This window comes from Streptomyces sp. NPDC039480 (assembly GCF_055597165.1).
This window is the reverse complement of sequence record NZ_JBVITX010000001.1, coordinates 1,275,524-1,294,940: the sequence shown is the minus strand read 5'-3', so window position 1 is coordinate 1,294,940 and position 19,417 is coordinate 1,275,524. Positions and strand designations below refer to the sequence as shown.

General features: G+C 70.2%; 19 protein-coding genes and 1 pseudogene. 12 read left to right on the top strand and 8 right to left on the bottom strand.

Annotated elements, in window-relative coordinates; genetic code table 11:
- Positions 1 to 170 precede the first annotated feature (170 nt).
- The 5 genes and pseudogenes from ACZ56E_RS05150 to ACZ56E_RS05130 all read left to right on the top strand — a co-directional run bounded on the left by ACZ56E_RS05150 (position 171) and on the right by ACZ56E_RS05130 (position 3,955).
- A complete protein-coding gene (locus tag ACZ56E_RS05150) occupies positions 171 to 1,037 on the top strand; it encodes a hypothetical protein (protein WP_471211154.1) in 867 nt (288 codons plus the stop codon).
- A 23-nt stretch (positions 1,038 to 1,060) separates the two neighbouring features.
- A complete protein-coding gene (locus tag ACZ56E_RS05145; RefSeq protein ID WP_471211152.1) occupies positions 1,061 to 2,011 on the top strand; it encodes an RNA-binding protein in 951 nt (316 codons plus the stop codon).
- Between the two features lie 73 nt (positions 2,012 to 2,084).
- On the top strand, positions 2,085 to 3,140 hold the full coding sequence (locus tag ACZ56E_RS05140; protein WP_471211150.1) for a type II toxin-antitoxin system Phd/YefM family antitoxin: 1,056 nt from the start codon (positions 2,085 to 2,087) through the stop codon (positions 3,138 to 3,140).
- Between the two features lie 48 nt (positions 3,141 to 3,188).
- Positions 3,189 to 3,503: pseudogene (locus ACZ56E_RS05135) on the top strand (gamma-butyrobetaine hydroxylase-like domain-containing protein); the annotation flags it as partial.
- Positions 3,479 to 3,955 carry an MFS transporter gene (locus ACZ56E_RS05130; RefSeq protein ID WP_471211148.1) on the top strand — a complete coding sequence of 159 codons (477 nt, stop codon included), beginning with the start codon at positions 3,479 to 3,481 and terminating at the stop codon, positions 3,953 to 3,955. The pseudogene ACZ56E_RS05135 and the gene ACZ56E_RS05130, both read left to right, overlap by 25 nt.
- A 69-nt stretch (positions 3,956 to 4,024) precedes the next feature.
- Here ACZ56E_RS05130 and ACZ56E_RS05125 read toward each other — a convergent pair whose 3' ends face one another.
- Positions 4,025 to 4,933 (bottom strand): SDR family oxidoreductase, encoded by a 909-nt coding sequence (locus ACZ56E_RS05125; RefSeq protein WP_471211145.1) that lies wholly within the window; start codon positions 4,931 to 4,933, stop codon positions 4,025 to 4,027.
- Between the two features lie 90 nt (positions 4,934 to 5,023).
- Between ACZ56E_RS05125 and ACZ56E_RS05120 the strand changes: the two genes are divergently transcribed.
- Both ACZ56E_RS05120 and thpR read left to right on the top strand, forming a co-directional pair.
- Positions 5,024 to 5,755 carry a TetR/AcrR family transcriptional regulator gene (locus tag ACZ56E_RS05120; protein WP_471211143.1) on the top strand — a complete coding sequence of 244 codons (732 nt, stop codon included), beginning with the start codon at positions 5,024 to 5,026 and terminating at the stop codon, positions 5,753 to 5,755.
- Complete coding sequence (thpR, locus tag ACZ56E_RS05115) at positions 5,752 to 6,342, top strand: RNA 2',3'-cyclic phosphodiesterase (RefSeq protein ID WP_471211141.1); 591 nt, start codon at positions 5,752 to 5,754, stop codon at positions 6,340 to 6,342. The genes ACZ56E_RS05120 and thpR overlap by 4 nt, the downstream gene beginning before the upstream one ends.
- A 217-nt stretch (positions 6,343 to 6,559) precedes the next feature.
- Here the strand turns inward: thpR and ACZ56E_RS05110 are convergent, their stop codons facing one another.
- Positions 6,560 to 6,982 carry an arsenate reductase ArsC gene (locus ACZ56E_RS05110; protein ID WP_471211138.1) on the bottom strand — a complete coding sequence of 141 codons (423 nt, stop codon included), beginning with the start codon at positions 6,980 to 6,982 and terminating at the stop codon, positions 6,560 to 6,562.
- A 95-nt stretch (positions 6,983 to 7,077) separates the two neighbouring features.
- Between ACZ56E_RS05110 and ACZ56E_RS05105 the strand changes: the two genes are divergently transcribed.
- Genes ACZ56E_RS05105 through ACZ56E_RS05095 form a run of 3 tightly spaced genes read left to right on the top strand, consistent with a single transcriptional unit; the run spans position 7,078 to position 9,583 of the window.
- Complete coding sequence (locus ACZ56E_RS05105; protein ID WP_471211136.1) at positions 7,078 to 7,386, top strand: ArsR/SmtB family transcription factor; 309 nt, start codon at positions 7,078 to 7,080, stop codon at positions 7,384 to 7,386.
- Complete coding sequence (arsB, locus tag ACZ56E_RS05100; RefSeq protein WP_471211133.1) at positions 7,383 to 8,501, top strand: ACR3 family arsenite efflux transporter; 1,119 nt, start codon at positions 7,383 to 7,385, stop codon at positions 8,499 to 8,501. Before ACZ56E_RS05105 ends, arsB begins: the two co-directional genes overlap by 4 nt.
- Before the next feature lie 17 nt (positions 8,502 to 8,518).
- Positions 8,519 to 9,583 carry an ArsO family NAD(P)H-dependent flavin-containing monooxygenase gene (locus ACZ56E_RS05095; RefSeq protein WP_471211559.1) on the top strand — a complete coding sequence of 355 codons (1,065 nt, stop codon included), beginning with the start codon at positions 8,519 to 8,521 and terminating at the stop codon, positions 9,581 to 9,583.
- An 18-nt stretch (positions 9,584 to 9,601) separates the two neighbouring features.
- Here the strand turns inward: ACZ56E_RS05095 and ACZ56E_RS05090 are convergent, their stop codons facing one another.
- Positions 9,602 to 9,973, bottom strand: a complete 372-nt coding sequence (locus ACZ56E_RS05090) for an ArsR/SmtB family transcription factor (protein WP_471211131.1) — start codon at positions 9,971 to 9,973, stop codon at positions 9,602 to 9,604.
- A 360-nt stretch (positions 9,974 to 10,333) separates the two neighbouring features.
- On the opposite strand from ACZ56E_RS05090, the gene ACZ56E_RS05085 reads away from it, so the two are divergent.
- Positions 10,334 to 11,737: an NAD(P)-binding domain-containing protein gene (locus tag ACZ56E_RS05085; RefSeq protein WP_471211130.1), complete on the top strand. Its 1,404-nt coding sequence runs from the start codon at positions 10,334 to 10,336 to the stop codon at positions 11,735 to 11,737.
- A gap of 343 nt (positions 11,738 to 12,080) precedes the next feature.
- Entirely contained in the window at positions 12,081 to 13,487 is a 1,407-nt protein-coding gene (locus ACZ56E_RS05080) for an erythromycin esterase family protein (protein ID WP_471211129.1), read from the top strand.
- A gap of 145 nt (positions 13,488 to 13,632) precedes the next feature.
- On the opposite strand, the gene ACZ56E_RS05075 is transcribed toward ACZ56E_RS05080, so the two are convergent.
- The 5 genes from ACZ56E_RS05075 to ACZ56E_RS05055 all read right to left on the bottom strand — a co-directional run bounded on the left by ACZ56E_RS05075 (position 13,633) and on the right by ACZ56E_RS05055 (position 19,344).
- Positions 13,633 to 14,556 carry an acyl-ACP desaturase gene (locus ACZ56E_RS05075; protein ID WP_471211127.1) on the bottom strand — a complete coding sequence of 308 codons (924 nt, stop codon included), beginning with the start codon at positions 14,554 to 14,556 and terminating at the stop codon, positions 13,633 to 13,635.
- Positions 14,557 to 14,625: 69 nt separating this feature from the next.
- Positions 14,626 to 15,747: a type III polyketide synthase gene (locus ACZ56E_RS05070; protein ID WP_471211125.1), complete on the bottom strand. Its 1,122-nt coding sequence runs from the start codon at positions 15,745 to 15,747 to the stop codon at positions 14,626 to 14,628.
- The gene (locus tag ACZ56E_RS05065) at positions 15,747 to 17,861 is read right to left on the bottom strand and encodes an MMPL family transporter (RefSeq protein ID WP_471211122.1); all 2,115 of its coding nucleotides are present in this window, start codon (positions 17,859 to 17,861) and stop codon (positions 15,747 to 15,749) included. The genes ACZ56E_RS05070 and ACZ56E_RS05065 overlap by 1 nt, the downstream gene beginning before the upstream one ends.
- A complete protein-coding gene (locus ACZ56E_RS05060; RefSeq protein ID WP_471211120.1) occupies positions 17,862 to 19,085 on the bottom strand; it encodes a beta-ketoacyl-[acyl-carrier-protein] synthase family protein in 1,224 nt (407 codons plus the stop codon). It abuts the gene before it with no gap.
- Positions 19,075 to 19,344 (bottom strand): acyl carrier protein, encoded by a 270-nt coding sequence (locus tag ACZ56E_RS05055; protein WP_468611246.1) that lies wholly within the window; start codon positions 19,342 to 19,344, stop codon positions 19,075 to 19,077. Before ACZ56E_RS05055 ends, ACZ56E_RS05060 begins: the two co-directional genes overlap by 11 nt.
- Between the last annotated feature and the right edge of the window lie 73 nt (positions 19,345 to 19,417).

Here is a 19,417-nt window from a genome sequence, read left to right as displayed (position 1 = left end):
CTGAAAAGGGTTTGTCATGAGGTCGGACGTCGACGATGATCACCGCATGACGACCAGAAAGGGCCATGCCCTCTAGGCGCCCCGATCCGCTCTCCGCCGCTCGCGCGCCTCCGCCCACCGCTCACCGCAGCGCCCGATGGCCGTGACCGCCCACCCAGGAGAGCCCTCCCGTGCAGAAGACCGCCCTCGTCCCGTACGCCCACCTCCCCCGATCGCACCACGACCGCCACGGCCTGACCAGTACCGTCGACGTCTTCGGCGCCGCCCACTGGCTGCTTACCGAACGCGCTCCGCAGCCCGGCGGCGATGTTCTGCCCTTCGACGCGCTGGTCGTCTCCGTTCATCCGAGCGGTGACGTCGAACTCACCGAGCTGAGCGCCGTGCGAGCCCGCTGGCCGCACCTGGACCGCCTGCCGGACGGCGGGTTCGTCGTCGCCGCGTCGCGCGCCCAGCGGTACGAGGACGCGAACCAGGTCCAGATCTTCGACGCGCTCGGGCGCGAGACCACGTCCTTCTCCGTCGGGGACGCCATCGAGCACCTGCTCGTCGACGAGGCCGGCCATATCTGGGTCGGGCACTTCGACGAGAACCCGGTCGGCATCCGCCGCTGGAGCGCCACGGGCCGGCTCGCCTGGACGTCGGACGGTGCCCGCATCCCCGGCCTCTTCGACTGCTACGCCCTGAACGTGTCGGGGACCGCCGCCTGGGCGTGCCCCTACACGGACTTCCCGCTCGTCGAGATACGCCCCGACCGCCTCGACAGGCCCGTGAGGGTGTGGGCGAACCGCGTACGAGGCGCACATGCGGTGGCCGTCCATGGCGAGCGGGTCGCCTTCCACGGCGGCTACGGCCAGGAGCGGGACCGACTCGCCCACGGAAAGCTCACCGAGATGTCCGTCGAGCCAAAGGAGGTCGGCCTGCTCACCCTGCCCGATGGGTCTGCCCCCGGCCGCCGACGGGTCGTCGGCCGAGGAAGCAGAATCTACGTCCAGGCCGAGCCGTTCACCGCATGGGGGGTGTTCGACCTCAGCAACTGATACCCAGTACTGGAGGGAACACCGTGCCGCCGTCCTTTGTCCACCGCATCACCAAGTACGACCCTGCCGACCGCGACGAGCGTGGGCACTACACCGGGGTCGAGGAGACGGTCAGCGACCACGGTCCGGTAGAAGCGGCGTACCTGGCGGCGGTCGCGGCCTTCGCCGAGGCCTCGGGCATCGACCGGCTGGAGATCCGTGAGCCCTCGGTGACCGGCTTCGTCCACTTCGGCGTGGAGCCGCCCGTAGAAGGACACGGTCTGAGCGGGCTCTTCCCGCCCGACCTCACCGGTTACCACGACGGGGCCGAGGTCTCCCTTCCCGTGGCTCTGGAACTGGTGCGGGCGATGCTCCGCGATCAAGGCGCCTGGTGTCGGCTGGAGGCGGGGGACGTGTTCACCGTGCACGTCGGATGGGACCAGTACGTGTACGTAGGAAGCGACCGGCGCTGCACGGATGCCGTGGCCCGTACACGGAAGCTCGGCCTCTTCCCGGAACCACTGACCGCCTCGCCCTACGCGGCGGAACTTGAGGAACGGGAAGTGACGGAGGCCGCCGACGAGGACTTCTGGGCGCGCGTGCGCGCGCAGCTGGCCTCACGGCAGACGCTGCTCCTGGAGGAGACCTACGTCCGCAACGCCGCACGCTGGCACCGTCTCACGCCGGAGAACCTCGCCACCGTGCGCGCCGGTCTCGGGCCACGAGCTCTCCTGACCGTCTGGCCCGACCTGACCTCCGACGTCGACGCGGTCCTCGCCGCGCTGCCCGAGGAGGACTCCGTGGAGTTCGTCTGGGAGGCGCAGGACGGGACGATCAGACACGCGATCGTCGACGATACCGAGTTCCAGCAGCTCGCCGCCCTGGTGGCCGACGCGCGGGCGGCCTGCGCCCTGCCCCTGTACCTCGACGAACGCCACCCGCTGCTCTGCGCCGTCCTGCCGGACAGCGACGGCGTGCTGCGAGCCCGGTGGTGACCCGGTTTGAGCGATGGAAGGGGGTGGGGGCACTGGCCTCGCCGCCGCATCGCGGCCAGTAAGGTCCCCTCGTATGGATAACGTTGAACTCAACGACGCCATAGCGGACTTGGCGGGTCTCGTCACTCGTGTCGAGGAGACCGGGGAGCGGGTGTGTGTCATCGACGGCGGCGAGCCGACGAGTGTGCTCCTGCCCGCGGCGGATCTCGCCGAGCTGGAACACTTCGCCCAACGGGCCCCCGGTGACGGGCGGCACCGGCCCCGATCCGGTTCGGGGCAGGGGCACCCGTTCGGCCCGGACCCGCAGGGCCCCTACATCCGGTACGTGCACGCTGACGGGGGACGCATGACCTTCGTACGGGACCGGGTGGTCGTGGCCGAACTGAGGTCCGTGGCGGAGCTCGACTGGCTGGAGGACAGGGCGCGCACGGCCCGCCAGGGTTACATGCCCCCTAAGCAGGTGGCCGCGTTCGAGGAGTTCCTCGCCCGCCAGGGCCCGGTGGGCGACGGCGTGGCGTGGATCGCCGGCAGTTGGCGCGACCAACATCCCTTCACGGAACTCGTGTTCATCAGGGGACTGCCCGCCGAGGAGGTCGCCCTGGCCTACGGGGCCGACGCGCAGGACATCGCCGACGGGCTGCTGCTCCACCAGGTCCAGGAGCGGGACGCACGGGAGGGCACCGACGACCTCACCCGCGTGCTGGCCTTCGGGGAGGAGAACGGCTGGACGTGGCTGGGCTACCACGACTTCGACCATGCCTTCTCGCGCTCCCTCGACCCGCCTCCCGAGCAGCAGATCACGCTCCGCGCGACCATGGCCAAGGCCATCTACACCTTCGACTACGTCAAGGACGGGGTGTACCAGAACCCCTTGCCGATCGAGGACGGCGCCGAAGACCAGCGGGACATGTACGAGCTCATCTGGTACACCCCGGGCGAGGCACCATTCGCCCCGGAAGCACCGCTGTCTTTCCTCAACCTCCACCTACGCATCGCGGAAAAGGCGGCCAACTGGACAGACAACATCGCCCTGTTCTTCGAAGGCCTGGAACGGGCCTTCGGCCTCAACCTGCCCCAAGACGCGATCACCTCCGGCAACGTACGCTGCGCCCGCCCGGCCCGCCGCTGAACCAGAAGCGGGCCCGGACAGCACAGCGCGTCCTTCGACGCAGCGGCCGTCCGCATCACGTGGAGCGACGGCCACCGCACCACCCTGCACAGCATGCGGCTGCGCGACAACTGCGCCTGCGACGCCTGCGGGCCGCACGCCACCGGCAGCAGGCTCCAGCGGCTGATGGACATCCCCGACGACATCGCACCGGCCGCCGTGACCGCCGAAGCCGACCTGCTCTCACCTGGGGCAACGACCGGCACGAGTCGGTGTACACGGCGCACTGGCGCGTCATGTACGGCCAGTTCTTCTCCGCCTAAGCCATCCACGTCACGCATGTCACCGACTCCCCCACGGTGCGCGGCGCCTACTACACGGTGAACGCCATCGTCATCGTCGCCGGGCAGGTGCTGGTCACCCGGCTGACCAACCGTGCGCTCGGTCGGGGGCGCGCGCCGTGGGCCGTCCTGTGCGCGAGCATCGGCGTCTTCGCCCTGCCCTTCCTCCTCCTCGCGGTCCCGGGAGCGTCGGTTGCTCTCACGTTCCTCGCCGTGGGGGGGGTCGCCACCGCCGAGATGATGTTCTCGCCCATGGTGAGCACCGCTTACGCACAGCTCGGCGGCGACCGGCCGATGGTGGAGGTCTTCAACTTCCGTCAGGTCAGCGCGACCGTCGGTGAGTCCCTGGGTGGTTTCGCGGGAGGGGCGCTCTTCACCACGATGTTCCAGCACCACATGGGGGCGGGGTACTGGACGGGCGCGGCGTTCGTGGGGCTCGCGACAGCAACTCTCGTGGCGCGTCGCCATCGCCGCGCGGGCCCGTCGGTCAGGTGACGCCTACCTTTTTCGTGGCTCCGCAATGGGGCCTCCGGCCTTCGGGTCCGGCATGAGTGCACGGAACGGTTATGCGGGAGTGAATGCCCCGGTGAGGCGTTCCGCCTCGGTCCACAGGCGTGCGGCGATGGTCTTGTCCTGGGCACTGCGTGGCAGGGCGATGGGCTTGGTCGGACCGACCATCGCCCAGCGCGGGCCGTAGTAGCCTCCCGCGCTGGCGCCGGGGCTGGTGGCCGCGTACAGCAGGGGTTCTGCACCCTGCTCCGGCCCCTGAGACGGAACGATCTTGTACAGAAGCGATTCCAGCAGGCCGGGCCGGCCGCCGTTCAGGGTGGGGCCGGAGGTCATCAAGTTGGTGCGGGTGTAGCCGGGGTGGGCGCCCGCCGACAGCAGAGGCCACTCGTGCTGCGTGGCGAGCTCGGCGAGATGGATCGTCATCAGCAAGTCGGCGAGCTTGGACTGAGCGTAGGCCCGGGTGGGGCTGTAGTCGCGGCTGGACTGCAGATCGTCGAAGTCGATGCGGGCCCTGTGGGCGGTGCCGCTGCTCATCGTGGCCACCCGCGGGGCGGGCGCGGCCAGGAGCAGGGGCAGGAGCTGGACGGTGAGAGCGAAGGGGCCGAGGAAGTTGCTGCCCAGTTGCAGCTCGAAGCCGTCGGCGGTCTCCGTGCGCCGGGGCACGTTCATGACGCCGGCGTTGTTCAGCAGCAGGTCCACTGGCCTGCCGTCGGCGGCCAAGACGTCGGTGAACTCGCGCACCGACGTCAGGTCGGCCAGGTCCAGGCGGCGGACCTCGACCCGGGCGCCGGGGTGCGCGGCGAGGATTTCGTTGCGGGCCTGCTCGCCCTTGGCCGGTGTGCGCACCGCGAGCAGGACGTGGGCTCCGGCGCCGGCCAGCCGCTTGGCGGCCTCCTTGCCGGTGCCACTGTTCGCGCCGGTCACCACGACGAGCTTTCCGTGCTGGTCAGGAACCTGATACATGAGGGAACTCCATTAAGGACTGCCGGTATCTTGTCTCGCCCTACGGTAACGGACCGCCGGTCTCTAATCAACGTACCGCCGGTTTGTAACATGAGGACTGTGACCTTCCAACGAGCCCGCACCGACGAACAGCGCAACCAGCGGCGGCGCCAGATCCTGGCCACCGCGGCCGCGATGCTGACCGAGATGCCGGTCGCGAAGCTGAGCCTCAACGAACTGAGCCGCCGCGTTGGCCTGGCCAAGGCGAACGTCCTCCGCTACTTCGAATCACGCGAAGCAGTGCTGCTCGACCTGCTCGACACCGAAATCCAGGACTGGATCACCGAGCTGGACCGAGCGCAGGCGGGCGGCCAGGGCACAACGCGAGAACGCGGAGACGCTCTCGCCGACCTGCTCGCCACCTCGATGACGCAGCGGCCCATCCTGTGCGACCTGCTCAGCGCGCAAGGCGCGGTGCTGGAGCACAACATCTCCACCGAGGCCGGCATCCGCCACAAACATGCCGCCCGTGAATCACTGCAGAGCCTGGTCCACCTCACCCTGCGCCACCTGCCCGAACTCGGCCCCGAGGGTGCCGCCGCACTGGCGGAAACGACCCTGTTGATGGCCATGAGCGCCTGGCAGTGCAGCCGCCCCACGGACGCGATGCTCGCGGTCTACGCCTCCGACCCCGAACTGGCAGCCATGCGCGTGGACTTCACCGACCTGGTCCGCCGTACGACGGCGGTGACCGCTACCGGCCTGCTGGCTCGACACCAAGCACAGACCGGGGCACCCCCGCAGCACCGCCAGGCTTCGGCCCCGCGGACGCATGAGGTATGAAGACGTCCGTGACCGAGCCACCCCAGACCGCCACCCAGCACGCGTTCATCGCCCTCGCGCCGCCCGACGATGCGAAGAAGGAGCTGGCGCACGCGCTGAGCCCGGCCTATGCCACCTACCCCGACTTGCGCTGGAACCGCATCGAGGACTGGCACATCACCCTGGCTTTCCTGGGCGAGCTGCCGGTGCGGGACGTTCAGCGGCTTCGTTCACCCCTCGCCGACCTGGCGGCTACCCGCCCCTCCGTCGAACTGGCGTTGCTCGGCGGTGGACACTTCGACGAGCGAGTGCTGTGGAGTGGCATCGAGGGCGATCTCGACCAACTGCACGAGCTGGCCGAAGCGGTACGGGCGCGGGTCAGGGACTGCGACGTCGACTTCGCCGAACGTCCGCTGCGCCCCCACCTCACGCTGGCCCGCGCTCGCCGCTACGACAACGCGTCCGTAACGGCTGCGGCCGCCTGTCTCGACGGCTTCGCCGGCCGCCCTTGGCGCACCGAACGCCTCCACCTGGTCGGCAGCACGGTAAGAGGCCACTCAGGCCCGCGGCGCTATCGGGACATCGACGCGTGGACCCTGGTCACCTAACACGGTCATCCGGACCCGAAAACCGCCACAGACCGCTGCGCATGAGCACGGCGTCCGGCTCCGGCGTCCGCTCGGGCTATGCCGATTGCCGCGCAGTCAAGTAGCACTCAGCATTCAGTGCCGCGGCCGCGCCGGTGCGGTGTCGCCGCCTCCGGCCACGACGATGCCCCGGTCGCGGCTCACGTCGTCGCCCCAGGCTTCGCGTGGCGTATCTCGCTCAGCCCGTCGCCTCCGGCTCCGCCGGGGCGATCTCGGCGATCAGTCCCTCGACCAACGTCTTGATCTCGTCGCGGATCGGGCGGACGGCCTCGACGCCCTGGCCGGCCGGGTCCTCGAGCTGCCAGTCCAGGTAACGCTTGCCGGGGAAGACGGGGCAGGTGTCACCGCAGCCCATGGTGATGCACACGTCGGACTCCTTCACCGCGTCGAGCGTGAGGATCTTCGGCGTCTCGTTGGAGATGTCGATGCCGACCTCGCCCATGGCCTCGACGGCGGCCGGGTTGACCTGGTCGCCGGGGGCGGAGCCGGCGGAGCGGACCTCGACGCGGTCTCCGGCCAGGTGGGTCAGCCACGCGGCGGCCATCTGGGAGCGGCCGGCGTTGTGGACGCAGACGAAAAGGACGGACGGCTTGTCGGCCATGGTGAATGTTCTCTCTCGTCGCATGGCGGAACCCAGCCGCCAATGACTTCAGCCCTCGCTGGTATCAGCGGGTGGTGATGTGAGAGTATCAGCGCATGCTGACTTCAGTCGATCCTGACGTGATCCGGGTACTGGGCGATCCGCTCCGCCTGAAGATCGTGACCCTGCTGGCGCGCGAGACGCTCTGCACGACGCACCTGGTCGAGGAGACCGGAGCCAAGCAGACCAACCTGTCCAACCACCTGAAGGTGCTGCGCGAAGCCGGGCTGGTGGAGACCGAGCCGTGCGGCCGCTTCACGTACTACAAGCTCAAGCCCGAGGTTCTGGCCGGCTTGTCCGAGCAGTTCGCCGCCCTGGCCGCCTCCGCGCGCAGTGCCGCCGAGAACAAGAGGGCCTGCCCGTGACCTCCACCGAGCCCACCACCGCCTCCCCTCAGGGCACCGGCCCGGCCGGGGACGACTCGATCGTCAGGAAGCTCTCCACCCTCGACCGCTACCTCGCGGTGTGGATCCTGCTCGCCATGGCCCTCGGTCTCGGCCTGGGCCGCCTCGTCCCGGGCATGAACGACGCGCTCGCGAAGATCGAGATCGGCGGGATCTCCCTGCCGATCGCGCTCGGCCTGCTGGTCATGATGTACCCGGTCCTGGCCAAGGTCCGCTACGACAAGCTCGACCGGGTCACCAGCGACCGCAAGCTGCTGGTCTCGTCGCTGGTCATCAACTGGATCGTCGGCCCCGCGGTCATGTTCGCCCTCGCGTGGATCTTCCTGCCGGACCTTCCCGAGTACCGCACCGGCCTGATCATCGTCGGCCTTGCCCGCTGCATCGCCATGGTCATCATCTGGAACGACCTCGCCTGCGGCGACCGCGAGGCCGCAGCCGTACTCGTCGCGCTCAACAGCGTCTTCCAGGTACTCGCGTTCGGCCTGCTCGGCTGGTTCTACCTCGACCTGCTGCCGCGCTGGATGAACCTCGGCGACGGCCAGGGGCTGGACGTGTCCGTCTGGCACATCGCGCTGAACGTCGTCATCTTCCTCGGCATCCCGCTGCTGGCCGGCTTCCTCACCCGCCGCCTCGGCGAACAGAGGATGGGCCACGAGAACTACGAGGCGAAGTTCCTGCCGAAGATCGGCCCGTGGGCGCTCTACGGGCTGCTGTTCACGATCGTCATCCTCTTCGCCCTGCAGGGCAAGACCATCACCTCGCAGCCGCTGGACGTGGCCCGCATCGCGCTGCCGCTGCTGGTCTACTTCGCGATCATGTTCTTCGGCACCTTCCTCCTCGGCAAGGGCCTCGGGCTGGCCTACGACCGCACCACGACGCTGGCGTTCACCGCAGCGGGCAACAACTTCGAACTGGCCATCGCGGTAGCCATCGCGACCTTCGGCGTCACCTCCGGGCAGGCGCTGTCCGGAGTCGTCGGACCGCTCATCGAAGTACCCGTCCTGATCGGCCTGGTGTACGTCGCACTCGCCTGGCGCAGGAAGTTCGCAGCCGACGCGGTGACGACGGCACGGTGACCCAGTACACGGACGTGATGCACACGGATGTGATGGTGGTCGGCGGCGGTCAGGCAGGGCTCGCCGCCGGCTACCACCTGCGCCGCCAGGGTCTCGACTTCGTCATCCTGGACGCCGATCCGGCGCCGGGCGGGGCCTGGCAGCACATGTGGGACTCCCTGCACCTGTTCTCCCCAGCGGAGCACTCCTCGCTGCCCGGCCGCCTCATGCCCGCCCAGCGCGGCGAGACGTACCCGGACGCCGGGCATGTGGTCGACTACCTCACCGACTACGAGAAGCGCTACGACCTGCCCGTCCAGCACGGGACCCGCGTGAAGGCCGTACGCCGTGACGGCAACCGGCTCCTGATCGAAGGGGATACCGGCAGCTGGCGGGCCCGGGCAGCCATCGGCGCGACGGGCAGCTGGTCGCGGCCCTTCGTCCCCGCCGTCCCCGCCGCCTCCGGCCGCGGCCTCTTCGCCGGGCGGCAGCTGCACACGGTGAACTACCGCTCGCCGACCGACTTCGCCGGGCAGCGTGTCGTCGTGGTCGGCGGCGGCAACTCCGGCGCTCAGATCGCCGCCGACCTCGCCCTGGACAGCCACGTCGAGGTGACCTGGGTGACCCAGCGCCCGCCCCGCTTCCTCGCCGATGACATCGACGGCCGCGCCCTGTTCGATGTCGCCACCGCCCGCCGCCGCGCGCTTGAGGAGGGCCGCATCGACAGCGGAGGGGTGGCCTCGCTCGGCGACATCGTCGCCGTCCCGCCCGTCCGCGCCGCCCGCGACGCCGGGCTCCTCAACGCGAAGCCGATGTTCTCCAACCTCACCACGGACGGCGTCCGGTGGTCCGACGGCAGCCACACCGACGCTGATGCGGTGATCTGGTGTACCGGCTTCCGACCCGCTCTGGCTCATCTCGCCCCGCTGAACCTACGCGGCACACGCGGGCACATCGCCACTGACGGCACGCGTGCTCTCGGCGAGCCCCGGTTGCACCTGCTCGGCTATGGCGACTGGACCGGTCCCGCCTCCGCGACCCTCATCGGCGTCGGGCGCCCGGCGCGGGAGGCGGCACGGCGGATCGCAGATCTTCTGCACTGACAACAGCCCTGCTGACTGTCAGGCCGTGGCTGGCGTGGTGGTCAGCAGCTTGCTCATCGCGGCCAGCACAGACGGTTCAACCCGGTAGTAGACCCATGTGCCGCGCCGCTCGGAGGTGAGCAGCCCCGCCTCCTTCAGCTTCTTCAGGTGGTGGGACACCGTGGGCTGGGATACGCCGACATCAGAGATGTCGCACACACACGCCTCGCCGCCCTCGTGCGAGGCGACAGCGGAGAACAGCCGCAGCCGCACGGGGTCACCGAGCGCCTTGAACATCCGCGCGGCGCGCTCGGCCTCTTCGGCATTCATCGGGCGTTCGGTCAGCGGCGGGCAGCATGGCACGACGCCCTGACCGTCGGGTTCGAGCAGCAGCGCCTTGGCATTCGACATGCATCTATGTTGACACATGTCGAAGCAGAGAGGGAGGGGCGTCCGGCAGCCGGGCCCCCTCCGGGGATGTTCAGAGTCCGGCGGCGGCCGGGGATGTTCAGAGTCCGGCGGCGGCCGGCGCCTTGCGGACGTAGCTCCGACAGGGCGCGGAACCCGGCAGGCGAGAACAGCGTAGGGCCGCCGCAGGCCGGGCGGCCACGAGCCGCCCGGCCCATCCGACGCCCCCGATCACCACTGCGTCGACGCGCTGCACGAACAGCCCCCTAGCATCGACATCTGTCTATGTTGACGTGTGTCGAATCAGGTGCCACCCTGACTGCACAAGCCATCGACAGATGTCGAAACACGCAAGGAGTCGCCGTGACCGCGCCCGCCACCACCGAGCTGCCCGTCGTCGTGATCGGAGCCGGACCCATCGGCCTCGCCGCCGCAGCCCACCTCATCGACCAGGGCATCGAGCCCCTCGTCCTGGAGGCCGGGCCCACCGCCGGCACCGCGGTGCGCGAGTGGTCGCACGTCCGGTTGTTCTCCACCTGGGGCGAGGTGGTCGACCCGGCCGCCGAAAAGCTCCTCTCCCCCACCGGCTGGATGCGACCCGACCCGGCCACCTACCCCTCCGGCGGCGACTGGGCCGACCTCTACCTCCAGCCGCTCGCCGAAGCCCTCGGCGACCACGTCCGCCTCAACGCCACCGTCACCGGCGTCTCGCGCAAGGGCCGGGACCGCAGCGTGGGCGCCGACCGTGAGCAGCAGCCGTTCGTCGTACACGTCACCGGCGCCGACGGCCGCGAGGAGCGCCTCTTCGCCCGCGCGATCATCGACGCCTCCGGCACCTGGGCCACGCCAGGAACGGCCGGCGGCAACGGACTTCCCGCCCTCGGCGAGAAGACGGCGAGCGACCGCATCACCTACCGCGTCCCCGACCTCAAGGACCCCACCGTCCGCGCCCGCTACGCCGGCAAGCGCACCGCCGTCATCGGCTCCGGCGCCTCCGCCTTCACCGCCCTTGCCTACCTCGCCGACCTCGCCACGTCCGACGACGGCGCGGGAACGAAGGGAGTGTGGGTACTCCGCCGGGGCATCTCCGGCTCCACCTTCGGCGGCGGAGAAGCCGACCAGCTCCCGGCACGCGGCGCCCTCGGCCTCACCGCCGAGGCCGCCGTCGACGAAGGCCACGCGGACGCGGTCACCGGCTTCCGCACCGAGGCGATCGAGCCCGACGCCTACGGCCGCCTCATCCTGATCGGCGACGACGGGCGCCGCCTGGACCCGGTCGACGAGGTCATCGTCCTGACCGGCTTCCGCCCGAACCTGTCCTTCCTCTCCGAGCTGCGCCTGGACCTCGACGAGCGCCTCCAGGCACCGGTCGACCTGGCGCCCCTCATCGACCCCAACCAGCACTCCTGCGGCACCGTCTACCCCCACGGCCACCGCGAGCTCTCCCACCCCGAACAGGGCGTGTACCTGGTCGGCATGAAGTCCTACGGCCGCGCCCCCACGTTCCTGGCCATGACCGGTTACGAGCAGGTCCGCTCCGTCGCAGCCGCCATCGCCGGCGACCTCGACTCGGCCGACCGCGTCGAACTCACCCTGCCCGAGACCGGAGTGTGCGGCGGCGCCGGCCTCTTCGACACCCCCGACACCGCTCAGGCCGAGGACGGCGGCTGCTGCGCGCCCGTGCCGCAGCCCGTCCAGCTCGGCGCCCCCGCCCCGGCCGGAGCCCCTGCCGAACAGGCCCCGGCGGGCGGCTGCTGCGGCTCGTGACCGACCTGGGCACCGCCTCTACCGGCTGGTCGGCCGGAACGACGACAGCCGCGTTCTCGGCCACCCTGCTCGTCTCGGCGATCGCCGGGCTTGCTGACTGTCGTCACTCTGGCGGGTGGCCTGCCCTCCACCGTCTACGCACCCCTCACGGCGGCGCTGGGCCACCCATCCTGGAGGACCAGGACCAGGACCGGGACCGGGACCAGGACCAGGACCAGGACCAGGACCAAGAGCAGGACCAGGGTCCTGGTTTCCGTCTCTGAATGGGTGGAGCTAACTCCCGGGTGGTTTGGGGGGCGCACTGGATGGTCCAAGGCATGCCCGCCCGGCAAGAGTTGGGCGCATGAGAACACACAAGGCCCTGCTCGCCGCCCTCCTCGTCCCGCTCGGTGCCGCCCTGGCCGTCGTCCCGGCCGCCTCCGCTGCCACTCCGCCCGCCTCCGCCGCCGCATCGGTCTCCGCCGACGCCGCCGCGCCCGCCAGCCCGCATAAAGCCGTGCCCGCCGCCTTCCGCTCCCCGGAGGCGGCCCTTGACCGGGTGGCCCACCCACTGCGCACCACCGAGCCGCGCGGTGGCCTGGCCGACCTCGGCCCGTTCGGCCGGATGGTTGGCGACGCCCGGGTGGTGGGCCTGGGCGAGGCCACCCACGGCTCGCACGAGTTCTTCACCCTCAAGCACCGAGTCTTGCGGTACCTGGTCGAGAAGAAGGGCTTCCGGGCCTTCGCCCTCGAAGCCCCCTGGAGCACCGGACTGCGGCTCGACGCCTACCTCACCCGCGGCGAGGGCGACTTGAAGCAGATCATGGACGAGGAGTTCCAGGGCACCTACCAGTTCTGGAACAACGCCGAGTACCGCGATCTGCTCCAGTGGATGCGCGCGTACAACGTCAAGCACCCCAAGGACCCCCTCCGCTTCGTCGGCGACGACAACGGGTTCGCCGGAGCCGAGTTGTACGACAAGGTGAACGCCTACGCGGCCGCGGCCCGGCCCGAACTCGGCCCGCGGCTCACCGAGCTGTACCGGGGCCTGCGACCCACCACCGACGCCGAAACGTACGTCAATGACTACCTGTCGAAGCCGCTGGCCGAACGCAAGGAGCTCGCCAAACGGACCGGCCGCGCACTGGACCTGCTCAAAGAGCGGCCCGGCAAGGACGCCGACGGACACGCCTGGGCCGTCCAGCACGCCACCGCGATCCACCAGATGACCACCATGTACGCCTTTGACTGGGACAACCCGCAGGACACCCTTGACGCCATGCGCTACCGCGACCAGGTCATGGCACAGAACGTCACCTGGTGGCAGCGGAAGACCGGCGACAAGATCCTGCTCTCCGCCCACAACAGCCACATCGCCCTCAAAACGTACGTCCCCAATACACATCCGAAGGTCCAGGGCGACTTCCTTCGCGAACAGTTGGGCCGCCACTACCTGAGTGTCGGCCTCACCTTCGACCAGGGCTCGTTCAACGCCTTGGGCCAGGACGGCGGCGTCCACCGCTTCACCGTCGGCCCGTCCGCACCCGGCACCTCCGAGCACACCCTGGACCGGGTACGCCACCGCGACTTCATGGTGGACCTGCGCAACACCCCCGCCCCGGCCCGCACCTGGCTCACCGAGTCACGCACCGTCAAGAACATCGGCGCCAGCTACCCCTGGAACGGCAACGCCGCACAGATCCGGCTCGCGAAGACCCACGACGTGGTGATGCACCTTCACCGGGTGGAGGCGGCCGACATGCTCAAGTAGCGTCGGACCCGCACACCATTACACGACCATCATCACGCTGCCGGACGGCATCAAACGCCGCCTATAGCCCGCCTATATGGGTCCGGCTACGCCCCAGGGCCATGTCGGATCGTCCTTCTCACTCGCGGACAGCGGAATCTGCGTCTTACGCGTTCGCGAGCCGGTTGAGGCGTTCGGCCAGGGCGCGGTATCTGCCGGCACGGTCCTCTGATTCGTCCATGTGCGCGGCGATCTCCTCTTGGGCGTGCTGTCCGACCGGGGTGAGTCCGGAGGTGTCGAGAGCGCCGAGCATGCGGACGAAGGGAAGGGCGATGTCCTTGTAGTAGGTCTCCGGTGAGAGGATGCCCGACCTGGCCAGGGAGCTGACCAGTCGGCCGAAGCCGGGTGCGGCGTGGCCGGGTGGACGGAATGTCTTGAGGACTGTGGCCACAGCCTGAAGCGTTCGGTCGGGGTGCATGCGCATACATGCCTGGAGGACGGTCCGGTAGAAGAGCATGTGCCGGTTCTCGTCGTGGGCGATGCGCTGCATCAGAGCCCCGCACACCGGCTCGTCGCACAGTCGGCGAATGCCCTGGTAGCTGACGCGGGTGCCGAGTTCCTGGATGGTGACGTAGACCAGAGAGGCGATGAGGTCGCCGCGGTAGTCGATCTCGTAGCCGTGCTGCACATGCGCGGCGCGGGCGTCCTCCAGAAGCACCGGATCGGCGCTGCGGGTGACCACGAGGTAGTCACGGATGGCGGTGCCGTGCCTGGCCTCTTCCATGGTCCATCGATTGACCCAGACACCCCAAGGGCCGTCGAGCGACAGCATTTCCCCGATCACCCGGTGGTAACTGGGCAGGTTTTCTTCGGTGAGCAGCATGTAGACAAGGCCGTCCCGAGCGGTCGCCTTCAGTTTCTGCTGGGAGGAGTCCCACGGCTCTCCTTCGAGGAGACCGTCGTAGTCACGGCCCTGGCCCCACGGGACGTACTGGTGCGGGTACCAGTCGACGGTGGTCCGGAAATGTGTGTCGAGAGCGTCGGCGACCACCGGTTCGAGGTCGATCAGGATGCGTACGTCTGCGGGCATGGCGGGCACCGTCCGTGGCACCTTTCTTGTCAGGGCGGTCGGCAGGTTTTCGGTGGCGGCGGGCGGCCCCTACCAGCGGAGGAGGACCAGTTCGATGGCGAACCCCGGCCCCATGGCGGCGACCAGGCCAGGGGCGTCCGCGGGGGGCGGTGTTTCCATGGCCGCGTGCAGGATGTCCAGTACGGAGACGGACGAGAGATTGCCCCGCTCGGCCACGGACCGCCGGGTGAGGTCCAAGGCGCCGGGCTGCAGGCCCAGGGCCCGCTGCACACCGGTGAAGACCTTCGGTCCGCCACCGTGGATGATCCAGCTCGTGATCTGGTCCGGCGCCAGTGCGTGCCGCGCGAGGAGCCCTTGGACGGCCGTGGGCAAGTGCTTCTCGGTGAGCGTCGGAACCTCGGGCGACAACAGGATCCTGAAGCCGTGGGAGCCGATGTCCCAGCCGAGGACGTCCTCGGTGCCGGGGACCAGCAGGCTGTGGGTATCCACCAGTTCAGGCCCGGCGGCGGGGCAGCCGCCCCGCCGGGCTCCGAAGGCCACGACGGCGGCCGCACCGTCCCCGAAGAGGCTGCCGGCGACGATGTTCGCCACGGAGCCGTCCGTGCGCTGGTGCGCCAGTGTGCACAGTTCCACGGCGAGCAGGACGGCCACTTGGCCGGGATGGGCCAGTAGATAGTCGTGGAGCCGGGCCAGACCTGCGGCGCCTCCGGCACAGCCGTTGCCGAACAGCGGGATGCGTTTGACGTCCGGCCGTAGCCCGACCCGGTGGGCGAGCCGAGCCTCCAGCGACGGCACGGCAAGGCCGGTGACGGTGGTGCTGATCACCGCGTCGACCTCCTCGGGCTGGACGCCTGCGGTGCGGAGCGCGCCGATCAGTGCCTGTTCCCCGAGATCCATGGCGGTGTCGAGCCAGATGCGGTTCTGCTCGGTGAAGTCCTCCCGGTGGGCGAGATCGACGAGCTTGTCCAACGGCAGGGACAGCGAGCGGGTCTCCACACCCGAGTTGGCGTGGATCTTTCGGAGTACCAGAGCGCCCGTCTCGGACGCCAGCAGCGTCGTGCGGGCCAGGGCGGCCAGAATCTCCTCCTGCCGGTATTGATACGGCGGGAAAGCCGTCTGGATCGCCACCACCCGTGGGCCGGCGGCCTCCGACTGCCGGGTGCGGTCATGCGTCGCCTGACGCTTCGGCATCAGCTTCCGCCTTTCTTCACGGGTGAAGTGATCAACAACGGGGACCTGATGCGGGCCGGAGCCCACCAGTTCGCGGGACCGAGGGCCGCCATGACGGCGGGCACCAGGACTCCGCGCACCAAGACGGCGTCCACGAGCGCGCCGAGTGCGACGCCGATGCCGATGAACTTGAGCAGGGCGACGTGGGAGGTGGCCATGGCCGCGGTCGAAATCGCCACGGCTGCCGCAGCGGACGTCATGAGCCGGCCGGTGCGGGCGACGCCCTCGATGATCGAGGTGCGGTTGTCTCCGCAGCGGTCGTACTCCTCCCGGATACGGCCGAGCAGGAAGACCTCGTAGTCCACCGACAGGGCGAGCGTGATGAACAGGACGAACAGCAGGATCGAGGCGTCCAGCGTTCCCGTCGCCGTGAAGTGGCCGAGTACTGCGCTGCCGTGGCCGTCCTGGAAGAGAACGACGAGCGCGCCGAGGCTCGCCCCGAGGCTCGCGGCGGCCACGATCAGGGCTTTCAGGGGGGCGACCAGGGTGCGGGTGAAGGCACCGAGGAGGGCCAGGAGCCCCACCGTCAGCAGAAACAGGCACCACGGGAGGGCGCCGAGGACGGCGTCCGACGTGTCGACGACCTCGGCGGCTCGCCCGCCCACCGCCACCCTTCCGGGGGCGGAGGTTTGTCGTACCGTGCGCACCACTGTGTTCGCCTCCGGCGTGCCGGGGGCGGCGGACGTGGCCGCCAGCAGCACGAGGGCCTCACCGGACGGAGCCTCACGCACCACGCGGACGCCAGTGATGCCCGGGACACGGGTGAGTCGGTCGCCGTAAGCCGGGCCGCCGTCCGCCGCCCGCGGGCCGGTGACGACCACGGTGAGGAGCCGCTCCGGTGGCGCGGTGAATTCGGCACGTACGCGCTCGGCCGCGGCGGCGGCCGGAGCCGTCGGAGGCAACGTGCGTTCATCCACAACGCCGAGCTGTGCGTGGGTGAAGGGCAGGGCCAGCAGGGCAAGGAGCAGCACCGCCAGGCCGCCCGCCAGGAGGGGCCGTGCGGTCACCGTGGACGTCGTGCGATGCCAGAAGCGACTCACGTCCCCGGTGCGGGCACGCCGCCACCGCACCAGCGGGTCCCACGCCTGGGCCCGGGGGCCGAGCAGGCGCAGACAGGCGGGCAGCACGGTCAGGGCGACCAGCGCTGCCAGTACGGTGACGATCATGCCCGCCAGGGACAGTGCGCGCAGCATGGGCACCGGCACCACCAAGGCGGTGGCGAGGCATACGGTGACGGCTGCGGCAGAGAATGCGATCGAACGGCCGCTGGCGCGGCGGGCGGCCGCCAACGCCGTGTGGAGGTCCGCGCCCCGCCCGGTCTCCTCCCGTACGCGGGCCAGCAGGAAGAGGCTGTAGTCGACGGCCAGGCCGAAACCGATCGCCGAGGCGGCGTTCACCGCGACCCGTGACACGTCGGCCACCTGAGCCAGTAGGCCCAGGACCGGGATGGTGCAGCCGATGGCCAGCGCGGCCACGACGACGGGCAGCAGCGCGGACACCACGGACCCGTAGGCGAAGACCAGGACGATGAAGAGTACCGGCGCGGCCAGCAGTTCGGCCCGGCCCAGATCGCGCTCGATGGTCTCGTCGATCTCCCGGTTGGCCCACACCTCACCGCTGGGCTCCACCCGCATCCCCGGGGCTGCCGAGCGGGCCGCCGCCACCACACCGGGCGCCACCTGTCTGCGTTCCTTCTCCGTGCCCTTCAGCCGCACGGCGACCAGCTGGGTCCGTCCGTCCTTGGAGCGCAGCCATGTGTCACCGGTGGTCTGTGCCGACCACACGGTCTTGACGTCGCGCTGCCCGGCCAGCGTTTCCGTGATCGCCGCAGTGCCTTCCCGGACGGCGGCTCCGCGTTCACCGCCGGTGCGCTGTGAGACGGCCAGCAGCAGATCGGGCGAGGGCACGCCGAGCCGTTCCGCCTGCCGTCCGGCACGCGTCGCCTCCGTGTCCGTCGCGACCGCGCCGCCCGTGCTCAGCGCCGAGAAGGCAACCGGGGCCAGGGTCCCCGCGCACACCGCCGCCAGCAGGGCGCTCACCACCACCAGCCAGGCCCGGCGCCGCACCGCGTCCATCTAGGAACCCGTGAACAACAGAACGGCGTTCTGGCCGCCGAAGCCGAAGGAGCAACTGACCCCCGCCTCGCCGCGCGTGGAGCGGGGATGTCCGGCAACGATGTCCAGCTTGTGGTCTCCGTCCTGGCCCTCGAAGTTCGCCACCGGAGGGACAGCCGCATGGCGCAACGCGAGAACCGTGTACGCCGCCTGAATCGCCCCGGACGCCCCAAGGGCGTGCCCGATCACGCCCTTGGACGCGGTGACCGGCGGCCCGTCGTCACCGAAGACGCGGGTGAGGGCTCGTGCCTCGGCCGCGTCGTTCAGCGGGGTGGACGTACCGTGCGCGTTGACGTGGCCGACGTCCCCCGGCCCGCACCCGGCGTCCGCGAGAGCGGTGCGGATGGCGTGAACCGCGCCGTCGCCCTGCGGGTGCGGGGCTACGGGATGGTGTGCGTCGGCGCCGGCACCGTAACCTCGCAGCAGTGCCAGGACGCGAGCCCGGCGGGCCCTAGCCGCGCAGGCGCGTTCGAGGACGAGGATGCCGGCGCCCTCACCCAGGACGAAGCCGTCACGTTGCGCGTCGAACGGCCGGCTGGCCAGGGCCGGTTCCGCCCTGCGCCGGGACAGTGCCCGCATCCGCGTGAAGCACGTGGCCGTCATGCGCGAGCGAGCCGACTCGCTGCCGCCCGCCAGCACGATGTCGCAGGAACCGGATCGCAGCAGGTCCCTGGCGACTCCGATCGCGGTAGCGCCCGACGCGCAGGCGCTGGCAGTGGTGAAGTTGGGGCCGCGCACGCCCAGGTCAATGGCGACCTCGCCCGCGGCCATGCTCGGCACGCTGCGCGGCAGCGCGAGCGGCGAGACCCGCTCCGGCACCCCGGCGCCGAGGTGCCCGAACTCAGTGACGTAGGAGCTCAAACTGTTCGACCCCACGCCCAGTACGACACCGACCCGCTCCGCTTCCCAGGTACGACGGTCGAGACCCGCGTCGGCGACGGCCCGCCGGGCGGCGACGAGGGCGAACTGGATGAAGCGGTCCAGGCGCCGCGCCGACGCCCGGCCCAGCTCCTTCTCGGCGTCGAAGTCCGTCACCCGGCAGGAGAAGTCGACCGGCAGCCCCGCCAGGTCAGGGTCCGTCGCGGTCAGCGAGCGCCCCCGGCACAGGGCCGCCCAGTTCGCCTCCGCCGTGTGCCCGGCCGGAGTCACCAGCCCCAGTCCGGTGACCGCGATCTCAGCGTGCATGCTCGAACGCCCGAGCCGCCTCGCCCAGGGTCGCGGACGGGCGCAGGTCCAGAGTGTTCTCGGGGAGGACGATCCCGTACTCCTCCTCCGCCGCCACCACCAACTCGAACAGCGACAGCGAGTCCAGGCCGAGACTCTCGAACGTCGTCCTGCCGGAGAGCTCACCGGCATCCGCCTGCACATCAAGGTGGCCGGTCAGCAGGGCCACCAACTCCTCGGGAAGGTCCGACTCCGTCGCGTTCTCCGCCGCCTGCGTCATGCCTGGGTCTCCTGTTCCCTCGCTGCGAGAGGCCATGCGGCGCAGCCTGGCGCCCGGCCGCACCCAGCTTGAG